This is a genomic window from Gordonia sp. J1A (assembly GCF_055393515.1).
On sequence record NZ_AP041607.1, the window covers coordinates 1,001,409 to 1,015,473 of the forward strand.

A 14,065-nucleotide genomic window follows, 5' to 3' on the forward strand; every position below is an offset into this window, starting at 1 on the left:
TGGACCGGTGCAGGGTTCAAGCTCACCGGACAACCGGCCCGTCCGCGGCGGACGGAAGGTGGGGCGCAAGCCCGCCTTCACCGCCGACGACGTGGTCGCCGCGGCGATCGCCGAGGGCATCGACCGGTTCACGCTCTCGGCGGTCGCCGAACGGCTCGGCGTCGTGACGGCTGCCATCTATCGGCTGTTCCCCTCGCGCGACGACTTGGTGATCGCCTGCCTCGACGCGGCAGGGGCGACCATCGCGCTGCCGGAGCCGGGCAGCCGATGGCGCGACGTACTGCGGTTGTGGGCCGACGAGTGCTGGCGAGTCTGCGACGACTTCCCCGGACTCGCGTTGCTCGTATACGCCTTCGCACCGGCGCCGTCACGGATCGAGCACGTCTTCGCCGCCTACGTCGCGGCCCTGGCGGCGGAGGGGAAGACCCGCGGCCAGGCGATGTTCGCCCTGGACTTCCTGGGCGACTCGGTATTCGCCTCGCACCTGTCGGTGGAGTCGATGCGCGCGGTAGACGAGCGCGGCGACTCCGGACTGGACCGGATCCGCCGGGCGCTCGGTGCGGGCGACACCGCTCTGCGTCCGGACGACTCGTGGATCGACCGCGGGGCGGTCGACACCAAGATCGACTTCATCCTCGCCGGCCTGGAACACCACTGGCCGGAGATCTGAGCCGTGCCCGGCGTCAGGCGCCGATACCGCGGGCGATCTGCGGCCAGGACTTGTGCAGCTGGTCCTGCCAGTACTTCCAGGAGTGCGAACCGGCCGGAACACGGTCGACCGTCGCAGGAATGCGGAGACGGCCCAGTTTCGCGGCCAGGCCCTCGGTGCACTGACGCGTCGCCGCCTCGATCGCGCCGCCGACGACGATCTGGTCGGTGAGCGTCGCCGAGTCCGGGACGTACTGCGGGGTGTCGTACTTGCCGGGCAGACCGGTCGCGGCGCTCAGGTACAGCGAGACGCCGCGCAGCCCGGCAGCGTTCACGACCGGATCGTTCTGACGCCACAGGGGACCGTTGTACGGCCCCCACATGTTCCGGGCGTCGCCGCCGCCGCGGGTCTCGACCACCAGCCGCACATACGTCTGGCCGGGCTGGGTGGAGGTGGCCGCGCAGCCGCTGTAGGCGGCGACGGTGCGATACAGACCCTTGTGGGCGATCGCCAGGTTCAGCACCGAGGTGGCCGACGAGGAGATGCCGGCGATGGCGTTCCGGCCGTTGGTGGAGTAGGTGCTGTCGATGACTGCGGGCAGTTCCTCGCCGAGGAAGGTCGACCACTTGTTGACGCCGAGCTTCTCGTCGGGCTTGAGCCAGTCCGTGTAGTAGCTGAACGCGCCCTTCATCGGAATCACCACGTAGGCGTTCTTCTGTGCGAAGAAGTTCACGACGTCGGTCTTGCCCTGCCAGGTCGCGGAGTCCTCGCCGCCACCGGCCCCGTTGAGGAGATAGAGCACGCCGGCGGGCCGAGACCGGTCCTTCGGCAGAAGGACGGTCAGCGGTATGTCGCGGTTCATCGCCGCCGAGTGCACCACGATGTCGGTGCTGGTGGGACCGGTGGCGCTGGACGACACCAGCGCGGAGGCCGGCGCGGCCGAGACGGGCGCGGCCGGCAGGCTCGCGCCTCCGACGATGAGGGCGGCCGCCGTGGCGGCGAGGGCGATTCGGGAGGGTCTGCGGATCACGGTTCGGAGTTCCTGTCGTCGGGGCGGGGGAGCGGAGCCTTTCGCGGAGCCCTGTCAGGCGAGCGGAGCCCAATCAGGCAATGAGGCTGGTCACATACTTGCACATTCCGTGTCCGCTATCGGCCCTTGTCGAACATCAGGTCGGGCCGCGCCCGTAGATTCGGGCGAACTCACCGCCCGCAGCCAGCAGCTCCGAGGCCGAACCGTGCTCGATGATCCTGCCGTCGGCGAGCACTGCGATCGTGTCGGCGGTCGCGAGCGTGGAGTACCGGTGGGTGACGATGAGCGTGGTGGTGCGGTTCCGCAGTGCCTCCAGACCACGGCCGATGATGAGTTCGGTGCGCGGGTCCGCGGCGCTGGTGGCCTCGTCGAGGATGAGGATGTCGGGGTCGGCGGCGAGCGCGCGCGCGACCGTGATGAGCTGTCTCTCGCCCGCGCTGAGCAGGGTGCTGTCGCCGGAGACCGGCGTCTCGGGTCCACTCGGCAGCCCTGCCAGCAGCGAGTCGACCATCGCTTCGTCGACCGCGCGGCCATCGGTGGGGCGTCCGTAGTCGACGTTCTCGCCCGCCGTCCCGCTGAACAACCACGGATCCTGCGTCACCACCGCCATCATCGACCGCACCTTCGAGCGCGACATCCCCGCGATGTCCTCGCCGTCGATCAGGATCCGTCCGGCGGTCGGGTCGGCGAACCGCTGCAGTAGCCCGGTGAGTGTGGTCTTGCCCGACCCGGTGGCGCCGACCAGCGCGGTGGTGCGTCCGGCGGGCAGCGTCAGGTCGATTCCGCGCAGTACGGGGCTGCCGTCGGCATAGGAGTAGTGCACGCGCTCGAAGGCGACCGTCGGCGGAAGCGTGTGCCGTCCGTGAGCGGCGACCGGCTCATCGTCGACCGCGGGCTCGGGCTCCTCGTCGGCGCCCAGGAACGTGCGCACGCGACCGAATGAGATGAAGCCCGACTGCAGGGTCGGCAGCGTGCTCGACAACTCCGTCATCGGGGCCGAGAGCTGCTGGGTGTACATCACGACGGCCTGCAGGGTCCCGAGCGTGACGGCGCCGTCGAGCATCTTGAGCGCACCGAGGACCGCGATGATCACGAACACCAGGGCGTTGCAGAAGGTGAGGACCGGGGTGATGGAACCGCTCCACGCCTGCCCGCTGCGCGCCGCGCGTTCCAGCCGGCGGTTGAGCTCGTCGAACTCCCGCGAAGTCTGCGGATGTCCGTCGTACGCGGCGATCATGTCGTGGGCACCGTAGACGTCTTCGATATGTGCGCTGATCGACGAGGTGGTCCGCCACTGCGCCTGCATGTGCGGGCGGGCGAACCGGACCACCGTGAACGCCAGGGCCGCGGTGACCGGGATCGTGGCGAAGGCGATGAGGGCGAAGAAGGGGGAGAGCAGGATCAGCGCGACCGCCACCGCCACCACGGTGAGCATCAGCACCGGCAGTTGGACGAAGAGCGGGCCGATCACCGTCGACATGTTGTCGACGTCGACGGTCATCGCGTTGAGCACCTCGCCGCGCCGACCGCCCTCGAGTCGGGAGACCGGCAGACGGTGGATCTTGCGCTCCACCCGTTCGCGGATGGTGCGGATCGCGTCCTGAACCGCGCTGTTCACGAGCAGGCCGCTGCCGATGCGGGTGATCGTGACCAGGGCGATGGCGATCAACGCGACTGCGGCGGCGGCCCACAGCCGGTCCCAGTCGATCCCGGCGCCCGGTACCGCGCCGGTGGTCTCGACCACGTTGGCGAGATCGCCCTGCCCGCTTCTGCGGAGTTGCTCGACGGCCTGCTCCCGAGTGTCGCCCGCGGGCAGCCTGGTGCTCACGGCGCCGGAGAAGATGATGTTGGTGAGGCGGGCCAGGAGCACCGGCACGGTGACCGTCGACAGGGCGGCGACCACCGACAGGACCAGCGCGAAGCTCAGCCTGCGGTCGGAGCCGAGGAAACGCCGGAACTCGCGCAGCGCGCGGACGATCCTCATCGTGAGACCCCCGTCGCCACAGTCGGCCCCTCAGGAGCAGGAGCAGGAGCGGCCTGTGCCTGGGCGAACTCGCGGTACACGGCGCATCGGGTGAGCAGGTCCTCGTGGCGTCCAGTCGCGACGATCCGGCCGGCGTCGAGCACGGCGATCAGGTCTGCGGAGCGGACGTTGTCCACCTGCTGGTCGGCCAGCAGAATCGTCGCCTCGGGCAGAGTGGCCCGGATTCCCGAGAGCACCGATTCGGCGGTACTGCGGTCCATCGCCGAGAACGCCGAGTCCAGGCACAGGATCCGCGGTCGCCTCACCAGCGCGCGTGCCACCGCGAGCCGCTGCCGCTGTCCGCCGGAGAAGTTGGATCCGCCCTGCGCCACCTCGGTGGAGAGTCCGCCGCGGTCGACGACGGTCGTCGCCATCTGAGCCGCCTCGAGGGCGCGCCAGAGCCGGTCGTCGTCGGCCTCGGCGTCGCCGAGGCGGAGATTCGATTCGACCGTGCCCGCCACCAGTGACTGACCCTGGCCCACGTGGGCGACGGCCGCGCGCAGGTCGGGCAGGTGCCACGCCCCGAGTCGGACGCCGCCGGCCTCCACGGTCCCGGATGCGGGGTCGAGCAGTCTCGGCACCAGCGCGAGCAGCGACGACTTGCCGCTGGAGGTGCCGCCGATCACGGCGGTCACCGTCCCCGGCAGGCACGTCAGCGAGACCGCGTCGACGGCCGGGTGATCTGCACCTTCATACCGCACGGTCGCCGACCGGAAGGTCAGCGGCAACGGACCGTCGACGACGGCGGTCCCGTCGTCGTCCAGGCCCGCGGGACGGTTGATCACGGCCGCCAGGCGGGTGGCGCTGGCGCGGGCGCGGGGGAGCATTCCGGCCAGTGCGATGAACACCGTGATACCCGCGACGATCTGCATCAGGTACCCGGTGAACGCCGTGAGGCCACCGATCGTCAGATGCGAGTCCTCGATCAGACGGGCGCCGAACAGGCTGGTGGCGACGCTCGCCAGATTCGCGATCAACAGGACCCCGGGCAGCAGCATCAACTGCAGTGCCGCGACCCTGCGGACCAGAGCCGTCAGATCGCGATTGACCTCGGAGAACCGGGTGCTGGCGGCCCGCTCGCGGCGGAACGCGCGGATGATCCGGGTACCGCCGAGTTGTTCGCGCAGCACCCGGTTGACGCGGTCGACCGCACCCTGGACGCGCGTGGCCAGGGGCGTGACATAGACGACGAAGATCCCGATGCCGATGCTCAGCACGATGGCGGTGACGACGATGACGGGTGCCAGGCGCACCGACTCCCGCAGCGACATGGCGATCGCACCCACGGTCACCAGCGGTGCCGCCACCGCGACGCTGGTGGTCAGGAACACCGCCTGTCCGACCACCGAGGTGTCGAGGGAGGTCCGAGTCAGGAGCGTGGGCGTTCCGAGTTCGTGATAGGTGGCTGTGGAGAAGTCGGCGACGTGCCGGTACACCGATCGACGCAGGTCGGCTGACGTGCCCGCCGAGAGCGCCGCGCCGAGCGCGATGGCGGCGAGCGAGGCGACCAGTCCGCCGATCGCGACCGCCAGCATGATCGCGCCCATCCGTTCGATGTACGGAACATCGCCCGCCACCACTCCGTTGTCGATGATGAGCGCGTTGAAGGTGGGCTGGGCCAGGCTCGCGGCCATCGCCAGGATCTGGGCGAGGATCACTCCGGCGACGATCGCGCGGCGGTTGCGCATCGACGATGCGGCGAGCCGGACGAGATCGGCGCCCGGCCGGGCCGCGTGTGCTCCACTCACCTGGAACGGCTCCCTTCCCGAGCGACGGCCCCGTGCGGGCGCGTGCTCGTGTCTCATGCGTGCCGGACGCCGGCACCGGATGCCAGTATGGCCAGCGTCGCCGGGCGGAGGGGGCGGACGGGTCGAACTCCACAAAGAACCCTGGTCCGACACCCCTGTGCGCCGTACCGCCTCGGCGGACGGACCGGACGTATTATCGCCGAGTGAAAATCAGCGGGGCGGATACACGTCCGGTGACATGGTCGATGGTGGCACTGGCCGCTGTCGGTGCGGCGTTGATCATCGCCTGGAACATCTGGGTGGCGCCGTTCGACCACCCGGTGTTCGGACTCTTCAACATGGGCATCGACACGCGCGTCTACCGCGGAGGGGCCGCGGCGGTGTGGGACGGACGCCCGCTCTACGACCTCCCTGTGTACAAGGTGTGGCAATTCACCTACACCCCGTTCGCCGCGATCATCCTGGTGCCGCTGGCCTGGATCCCCGAGCACTCCGCCCAGTTCCTGTGGAACGTCGGCAACGTCGTGTGCCTGCTGGGTCTGGTCGCGGTCTCGCTGCGCTCGCTGCGGTTCCGGATCGACGGGCGATTCGTCGCCTTCGTCGTTCTGTTCGCGGTGTCGGTGATCGGTCTCGAACCGGTCCACACCACGTTCTGGAACGGTCAGATCAACCTGGTGCTGGCGCTGATCGTGATCGCGGATCAGGTGCGGCGAAGCGAGCGGATGCGCGGAATCGGCGTCGGGCTCGCCGCCGGTATCAAACTGACCCCGATCTTCTTCACCGCGTACCTGCTGATCACCAGGCAATGGCGCGCCGCGGTGACGGCGGTCGTCACCTTCGGCGTCACCATCGCCATCGGTCTGGCCATCCTCGGTTCGGAGGCGTGGGGGTTCTGGACCGACAGCCTCTCGCAGACCGGGCGGATCGGGCCGATGGACCACCCGGCCAATCAGTCGCTCAACGGCTTCTTCGCCCGACTGGTGCCCATGGGACTCGGGCACACGCCGAGCTGGCTGTGGATTCCGGTGGGTGTGGTCGTCGGACTGCTCGGTCTGTGGGCGGCGTACGCGGCCCACCGCGACGGCCAGGAACTGCTCGCGTTGAGCATCACCGGCATGACCTCGTGCGCGGTCTCGCCCTTCTCCTGGGGACATCACTGGGTGTGGGTGGTGCCCTTGCTGATGGTGGCGGTGGTGCACTGCTTCGACGCGGCCGACCGGCGCCGCCCGGTCACGTGGCTGTGGTGGCTGGCACCGGCCACGGTGGTGGCGCTGACGTTCACCTGGTGGCATCGGGTCACCGTCGTCGGCCCCCACGGGCACGAGGACATCAAACTCTCGTTCGGTGTGTTCCGGTTCCTCCGGGCCCCGATCGGCCCGGCGTGGGAACTGCCGTTCCGTTTGGCGGGCAGCGGGGCGTATGTCCTGTTGCTCCTGATCACGATCGCGGTCACTCTGTGGATGTGCGACGGGATGCGCGCGATACGATTCAACGCGACCGTGCCGCGTGTCCGTGACCGACATGCGGCAGCCGCCCCTCTCGACACCGAATAGAGGAATCACGACCGTGCCCGACAACGTCGCTGCCGAAAGAGCCCGCCTGCCCGAGACCGTCCGGGTTCCGGCGGGCACTACCGCCGGCGCCGCCATGCGGGACGCGGATCTGCCCGACGGTGTCGAACTGCCCAACAAGGGACCGCAGGCGGTGGTCGTCGTCCGCGAGGCCGACGGCACGCTGCGCGACCTGTCGTGGGCGCCGGAGACCGACACGCTGGTCGAGCCCGTCACCGCGGACTCGGAGGACGGACGCGCGGTGATCCGCCACTCGTGCGCGCACGTGCTGGCGCAGGCCGTCCAGGAGCTGAACCCGAAGGCGCATCTGGGCATCGGGCCGCCGATCACCGACGGCTTCTACTACGACTTCCAGGTGGACGATCCCTTCACCCCCGAGGACCTCAAGGCTCTCGAGAAGCAGATGAAGAAGATCATCAAGTCCGGTCAGCGGTTCTCCCGCCGCGTCTACGAGTCGAAGGAGCAGGCGCGGGCCGAGCTCGCGGACGAGCCGTTCAAGCTCGAACTGATCGACGACAAGGGCGCGGCCGACGACGCCGAGGTGATGGAGGTCGGCGGCGGCGAGCTCACCGCCTACGACAACCTCAATCCGCGGACCGGGGAGAAGATCTGGGGCGACCTGTGCCGCGGCCCGCACGTGCCGACCACCAAGTACATCGCCGCCTTCAAGCTGACGCGCAGCTCGGCCGCCTACTGGCGCGGCGATCAGTCGCTCGCCGACCTCCAGCGCGTGTACGGCACCGCCTGGGAGTCCACCGAGGCGATGGACGCCTACCTGGACCGTCTCGCCGAGGCCGAGAAGCGCGACCATCGCCGGCTCGGCGCCGAACTGGACCTGTTCAGCTTCCCCGACGAACTCGGTTCGGGTCTGCCCGTCTTCCACCCCAAGGGCGGCATCATCCGCAAGGAGATGGAGGACTACTCGCGCGAGCAGCACGCTGCCGCCGACTACGAGTTCGTCAACACGCCGCATCTGACCAAGGGGCATCTGTTCGAGGTGTCGAAGCACCTCGACTGGTACGCCGACGGCATGTTCCCGCCGATGCACCTCGACGCCGAGTACAACGACGACGGCACCGTCCGCAAGCCCGGCCAGGACTATTACGTCAAGCCGATGAACTGCCCGATGCACAACCTGATCTACCGGTCGCGCGGGCGGTCGTACCGTGAACTCCCGCTGCGGCTGTTCGAGTTCGGTTCGGTGTACCGGTACGAGAAGTCCGGCGTGGTGCACGGTCTCACCCGGGCCCGCGGCTTCACGCAGGACGACGCGCACATCTACTGCACGCAGGAGCAGGTGGTCGAGGAGCTGACCACCACGCTGAACTTCGTGCTGCAACTGCTCAAGGACTACGGTCTCGACGACTTCTACCTGGAGCTCTCCACCAAGGATCCGGAGAAGTACGTCGGATCGGACGAGGTCTGGGACGAGGCGACACAGACGCTGCGTCAGGTCGGCGAGGCCTCCGGTCTGGAGCTGGTTCCCGATCCGGGCGGCGCCGCGTTCTACGGGCCCAAGATCTCCGTGCAGGTCAAGGACGCGCTGGGCCGCACATGGCAGATGTCCACCCTGCAGCTCGACTTCTTCGAGCCGGAGCTCTTCGAACTCGAGTACACCGCCTCCGACGGCACCAAGAAGCGACCGGTGATGATCCACCGCGCGCTGTTCGGCTCCATCGAGCGGTTCTTCGGCGTCCTCACCGAGCACTACGCGGGCGCGTTCCCGGTGTGGCTGTCGCCGGTGCAGGTGGTCGGCATCCCGGTCGCCGACGCCTTCGCCGACCACCTGCAGGGCGTCGTCCGGCGCCTCAAGGGCCGACGGGTGCGCGCCGAAGTGGACTTCTCCGACGACCGGATGCAGAAGAAGATCCGCAACCACACCACCGCCAAGGTGCCGTTCATGCTGCTCGCCGGCGAGCGGGACGTGGAGGCGAACGCCGTGAGCTTCCGGTTCCGCGACGGAACCCAGCTCAACGGGGTGCCCGTCGACGACGCGATCGTGGCGATCGACGAGTGGGAGGAGTCGCGCCGCAACGATTCGCCGACCGCCGCCACCATGCAGGACTTCCTCGATGCCGCACGCAAGCGTCGATGAGGGAGCAGCGTCGATGACCGATCCGGATCACCTGCAGCGGTTGTGGACGCCGCACCGCATGAGCTACATCACCGCGGCCGCGCCCAGGCGGGCGGTCGACGGCGGTGAACTCACCGGGCACCCGTTCCTCGACATCCCGCGGATGTCGGACGAGGACGGGCTGATCGTCGCGCGCGGGGAGTCGGTGTACGTGGTGCTGAACCTGTACCCGTACAACCCCGGCCACGCCATGGTGGTCCCGTACCGTCAGGTGGCCGACCTCGAGGATCTCACTCCCGAGGAGAGCCTCGAGTTGATGGCGTTCACGCAGCGGCTGATCCGGGTCATCAAGTCGGTCTCGAATCCGGATGCGTTCAACGTCGGACTCAACCTGGGGGCGCCGGCCGGCGGCTCGCTGTCGGAACACCTGCACCAGCACGTCGTCCCGCGATGGACGGGCGACTCGAACTTCATCACCGTCGTGGGGGACACGAAGGTGCTTCCGCAACTCCTCCAGCAGACGCGCGCGCTGCTGGCACAGGCGTGGAACGAACTTTCTTAAGGACGGAAATGCTCAGCATCCTCGGACGGGCCTCGGTCTCCAAGGTCACCTTGCCGATCGGCCGTGCGCTCATCCGCACCGGGCTGACCCCGGACGCGATGACTCTCGTCGGCACCGTCATCACGGTCGGGGCCTCGATCGCCCTCTTCTCGCAGGGTTACCTCTTCGCGGGCGCCCTCGTCACGTGGGCGTTCGTGATGTTCGACATGCTCGACGGCGCGATGGCCCGCGCCCGCGGCGGAGGCACCAGATTCGGCTCGGTGCTCGACGCCACCTGCGACCGGATCGCCGACGGCGCGATATTCGGAGCGCTCGCCTGGTGGGCGGCCTTCACCGCGCCGCACCGTCCGCTGTTGATCGCGACGCTGATCTGCCTGGTGACCTCGCAGGTCATCTCCTACGCCAAGGCGCGTGCCGAGGCCGCCGGGCTGTACGGCGACGGCGGCCTCATCGAGCGGCCCGACCGGCTCATCATCGTCCTGGTCGGCGCCGGCTTCACCGATTTCCCCGGCCTGCACTGGTGGTGGGCGATCCACGTCGCGATGTGGGCGCTCGCGGTGCTGTCGGTGATCACCGTGGGTCAGCGGATGTGGTCCATCTACTGCTCGCCGGGCGCCCGCGATCTGATCCCCATCGCCGTTCCGGACGAGGCCGGCACGGATGACGGCCCGGACGAGTCCGGCCGCACCGGCGACGGGGAGGCGTGATCGTGCTCGACAAGCTCGCCGAGTACGCTTCCGACTTCGGTTATCGCGCCGGGTGGGCGGCCGTCCGCTGGGCGCCGGAGTCGGTGGCCCGCAGTGTCTTCGACGCCGTCGGGACCGTCGCCGGCCGGCGCGGCGGGGGGCCGGAGCAGTTGCGCAAAAATCTTGCGCGGGTGGTCGGCACGACGCCGGAGCAGGTGCCCGACGCACTCGTCGAACAGGCGATGCGCTCGTATGCGCGGTACTGGCGAGAGGCCTTCCGGCTGCCGACCACCGATCCCGCCGACATCGTGGCCAGTGTGCGGATGTCCGACCACGACCGCCGCGTGGTCGACGAGGTCTGCACGTCCGGTAAGGGCGTGGTGATGGCGCTGCCGCACTCGGGCAACTGGGACATCTGCGGGGTGTGGCTGGTCGCGCACTACGGACAGTTCGCCACCGTCGCCGAACGGCTCAAGCCGGAGTCGCTGTTCGACCAGTTCGTCGCCTACCGGGAGTCGCTCGGCTTCGAGGTCTTCCCGCTCACCGGCGGCGAGCAGCCGCCCTTCCGGCTCCTCGCCGATCGGCTGCGCGCGGGCGGCATCGTCTGCCTGATGAGCGACCGCGACCTGTCGCACAGCGGGGTGCCCGTCGAACTCTTCGGGGAGCGGACGCGGATGCCCGCGGGGCCGGCGAAACTCGCCATCGAGACCGGCGCGACCCTTCTCGCCGTGCACCACAGCTACCCGGACGCCGACACGTCCCTGATCCGCTGCGGCACCGTCATCGACACCTCCGGTGGCGTGGCCGCCGCCACCCAGGCCCTGGCCGACGCATTCGCCGAAGGCATCGCGAGTGCGCCCGCCGACTGGCACATGCTGCAGCCGCTGTGGGAGAGCGACTGGTCGCAGGCGCGCCGCGACCGGCTCGGGGTGGACGGGGAGTAGCGCGGTGAAGATCGGCATGATCTGCCCCTACTCGTTCGACGTGCCCGGCGGCGTTCAGGCGCACGTGATCGAACTGGCGGAGGTCTTCATCGGGCGCGGGCACGACGTGCGGGTCCTCGCGCCGGCCGGGCCGGACGTCCAGGTGCCGGACTACTTCGACTCCGCCGGCCCGGCGCTCGGGATCCCCTACAACGGGTCGGTCTCGCGTGTGACCTTCTCGCCGAAGGCCTACCACCGACTGCGGCGGTGGATCGAGGTGAACGAGTTCGACGTCCTGCACGTCCACGAACCCAACGCGCCCAGCCTGTCGATGCTGTCGCTGATGGTCGCGACCGGACCGATCGTCACCACCTTCCACACGGCGACCACGAAGTCGCTGTGGCTCACGGCGTTCGACTCGATGCTTCGCCAGTACCGCGAGCGGATCTCGGGCAAGATCGCCGTGTCCGAACTCGCGCGCCGCTGGCAGATGGAGTCGCTGGGCAACGACGCGGTGGAGATCCCCAACGGCATCGACGTCGCGTCGTTCGCCGAGGCGACACCGCTCGAGGGCTTCCCGGCGCCGGGCCGGACCGTGATGTTCCTCGGCCGCTACGACGAGCCACGCAAGGGCATCGACATCCTCATGCGCGCCCTGCCGCACATCGTCGAACGCTTTCCGGACGTGACCGTGCTGGTGGTCGGGGGCGGAGACGAGAAGGCGCTGCGACGGCGCGCCCGGGACCTGTCCGGACATCTGCAGTTCCTCGGCATGGTCGACGACGAGACGAAGGCGCGGGCCCTGGCGAGCGCCGACGTATACGTGGCGCCCAACCTCGGCGGCGAGAGCTTCGGCATCGTCCTGGTGGAGGCGATGGCGGCCGGGACGGCGGTGGTGGCCAGCGATCTGGTCGCATTCCAACGAGTGCTCGACGGCGGTGACGCCGGCCGGGTGGTGGAGACCGGCTCGCCGATCGCGCTCGCCGAGGCGGTCGTCGGCCTGCTCAGCGACGAGCAGGCACGGCAGGAACTCATCGCCCGCGGGCGGGCGCGGGCGCAGCGGTACGACTGGAGCCATGTGGCCGACGAGATCCAACGGGTGTACGACACCGTCACGCTGGGCGCCGGTCCCGTCGTGGTGTCGGACTAGGGCCGTGCCGGAAGCCGATCGGAGACGACTGTGACGAATGTGACGATCGTGTGGATCGTCGTCGGCGCGATCGCGGGAGCGGCGCTGCTCTGGCTCGCGATCCTGGCGGCCACGCGCGCGACCCGGCTCGACCGGCTCAACGTGCGCGTCGACCTCGCCTACGAGGCGCTCGTCGCGGCGCTGGAGCGCCGCGCCGTCGTCGCACGGGCCATCGCGTCCACGGCCCCGGACGGCGAGGGCGCCCGTGACCTCGCCGCCGCCGCGACCGACGCCGAAGCCGCACCGCGTCAGGAGCGGGAAGCCGCCGAGAACCGGCTGTCGGTGGCACTGGCCGGGGTGGCCGACACCGACCGGCCACCGGTTCTGGTCGCCGAACTCGCGGATGCCCAGACGCGGGTGACGATGGCGCGGCGCTTCTACAACGACGCGGTCCGCGATGCGCGAGCCCTGGGCGGTCGGCGAATGGTGCGCTGGCTCCGGCTGGGCGGACATTCCCGGCTCCCGGAGTACTTCGAGATCACCGAACGCGTCAGCGGTTCCCGCTGACTCCCTTCCCGCCGGACCCGGCGTTGGTCGGCACCGAGCCGATCGGGTTTACTTGGAGGGACATCCGACACCACTGAACAGGGAGATCAATCAGTGTCCACTGAGGCTCAGAACGCACCGGCGACCGGCACGGCTCGCGTCAAGCGCGGTATGGCCGAAATGCTCAAGGGCGGCGTCATCATGGACGTGGTCACCCCCGAGCAGGCCAAGATCGCCGAGGATGCGGGTGCCGTCGCGGTCATGGCTCTCGAGCGCGTTCCCGCCGACATCCGCGCTCAGGGCGGCGTGTCGCGGATGAGCGACCCGGACATGATCGACGGGATCATCGAGGCCGTGTCGATTCCGGTGATGGCCAAGGCCCGCATCGGTCACTTCGTCGAGGCGCAGATCCTGCAGAGCCTCGGCGTCGACTACATCGACGAGTCCGAGGTGCTGACCCCGGCCGACTACGAGAACCACATCGACAAGTTCGCCTTCACCGTGCCCTTCGTCTGCGGTGCCACCAACCTCGGCGAGGCGCTGCGCCGCATCAACGAGGGCGCCGCGATGATCCGGTCGAAGGGCGAGGCCGGGACCGGCGACGTCTCGAACGCCACCACCCACATGCGCCGGATCCGCCAGGAGATCCGCCGCCTCACCTCGCTGCCCGAGGACGAGCTGTACGTGGCGGCCAAGGAACTGCAGGCCCCGTACGAGCTGGTGGTCGAGGTCGCCAAGGCCGGCAAGCTTCCCGTCACGCTGTTCACTGCGGGCGGCATCGCCACCCCGGCGGACGCGGCGATGATGATGCAATTGGGCGCCGAGGGCGTCTTCGTCGGCTCGGGCATCTTCAAGTCGGGCAATCCGGAGCAGCGTGCCGCCGCGATCGTCAAGGCCACCACCTTCTACGACGACCCGGATCAGCTGGCGAAGGTCTCGCGAGGCCTCGGCGAGGCGATGGTCGGCATCAACGTCGACGACATCCCGCAGCCGCACCGGCTCGCCGAGCGCGGCTGGTGATCCGCCGATAAGGCGCAGCATCGAACGAGGTTCCGCGGCGAGTATCGCCGGGAACCTCGTTCGCGTCTCGAGAGCGAGCCGAAGGTCTCGCTCCGGGGTATCGC

12 protein-coding genes are annotated in these 14,065 nt (G+C 69.3%); 9 read left to right on the top strand and 3 right to left on the bottom strand.

The features are described 5' to 3' along the window. Positions 1-7: 7 nt before the first annotated feature. The gene (locus tag ACZ5QD_RS04700; RefSeq protein ID WP_006896373.1) at positions 8-670 is read left to right on the top strand and encodes a TetR/AcrR family transcriptional regulator; all 663 of its coding nucleotides are present in this window, start codon (positions 8-10) and stop codon (positions 668-670) included. 13 nt (positions 671-683) lie between these two features. Here ACZ5QD_RS04700 and ACZ5QD_RS04705 read toward each other — a convergent pair whose 3' ends face one another. The 3 genes from ACZ5QD_RS04705 to ACZ5QD_RS04715 form a co-directional block, all read right to left on the bottom strand. Beyond that, a complete protein-coding gene (locus ACZ5QD_RS04705; RefSeq protein ID WP_222111771.1) occupies positions 684-1,679 on the bottom strand; it encodes an alpha/beta hydrolase in 996 nt (331 codons plus the stop codon). Between the two features lie 136 nt (positions 1,680-1,815). Then, positions 1,816-3,663 (bottom strand): ABC transporter ATP-binding protein, encoded by a 1,848-nt coding sequence (locus tag ACZ5QD_RS04710; RefSeq protein WP_412475690.1) that lies wholly within the window; start codon positions 3,661-3,663, stop codon positions 1,816-1,818. After that, positions 3,660-5,450 (bottom strand): ABC transporter ATP-binding protein, encoded by a 1,791-nt coding sequence (locus ACZ5QD_RS04715; protein ID WP_082781349.1) that lies wholly within the window; start codon positions 5,448-5,450, stop codon positions 3,660-3,662. The genes ACZ5QD_RS04710 and ACZ5QD_RS04715 overlap by 4 nt, the downstream gene beginning before the upstream one ends. Before the next feature lie 203 nt (positions 5,451-5,653). Between ACZ5QD_RS04715 and ACZ5QD_RS04720 the strand changes: the two genes are divergently transcribed. From ACZ5QD_RS04720 to pdxS, 8 genes are all read left to right on the top strand, one after another. Next, entirely contained in the window at positions 5,654-7,003 is a 1,350-nt protein-coding gene (locus ACZ5QD_RS04720) for a glycosyltransferase 87 family protein (protein ID WP_412475691.1), read from the top strand. 94 nt (positions 7,004-7,097) lie between these two features. After that, the gene (gene thrS / locus ACZ5QD_RS04725) at positions 7,098-9,116 is read left to right on the top strand and encodes a threonine--tRNA ligase (RefSeq protein ID WP_375004126.1); all 2,019 of its coding nucleotides are present in this window, start codon (positions 7,098-7,100) and stop codon (positions 9,114-9,116) included. Positions 9,117-9,129: 13 nt separating this feature from the next. Next, entirely contained in the window at positions 9,130-9,657 is a 528-nt protein-coding gene (locus tag ACZ5QD_RS04730; protein ID WP_006896379.1) for an ATP adenylyltransferase, read from the top strand. 8 nt (positions 9,658-9,665) lie between these two features. After that, a complete protein-coding gene (gene pgsA / locus ACZ5QD_RS04735) occupies positions 9,666-10,364 on the top strand; it encodes a phosphatidylinositol phosphate synthase (protein WP_006896380.1) in 699 nt (232 codons plus the stop codon). Beyond that, positions 10,361-11,287, top strand: coding sequence for a phosphatidylinositol mannoside acyltransferase (locus tag ACZ5QD_RS04740; RefSeq protein ID WP_006896381.1), 927 nt, complete (start codon positions 10,361-10,363; stop codon positions 11,285-11,287). The genes pgsA and ACZ5QD_RS04740 overlap by 4 nt, the downstream gene beginning before the upstream one ends. Before the next feature lie 4 nt (positions 11,288-11,291). Further along, positions 11,292-12,416: a glycosyltransferase family 4 protein gene (locus ACZ5QD_RS04745; RefSeq protein ID WP_006896382.1), complete on the top strand. Its 1,125-nt coding sequence runs from the start codon at positions 11,292-11,294 to the stop codon at positions 12,414-12,416. 30 nt (positions 12,417-12,446) lie between these two features. After that, on the top strand, positions 12,447-12,962 hold the full coding sequence (locus ACZ5QD_RS04750; protein ID WP_006896383.1) for a LemA family protein: 516 nt from the start codon (positions 12,447-12,449) through the stop codon (positions 12,960-12,962). A 93-nt stretch (positions 12,963-13,055) separates the two neighbouring features. Further along, positions 13,056-13,961 (top strand): pyridoxal 5'-phosphate synthase lyase subunit PdxS, encoded by a 906-nt coding sequence (gene pdxS, locus ACZ5QD_RS04755; protein WP_006896384.1) that lies wholly within the window; start codon positions 13,056-13,058, stop codon positions 13,959-13,961. The last annotated feature ends 104 nt before the right edge of the window (positions 13,962-14,065 follow it).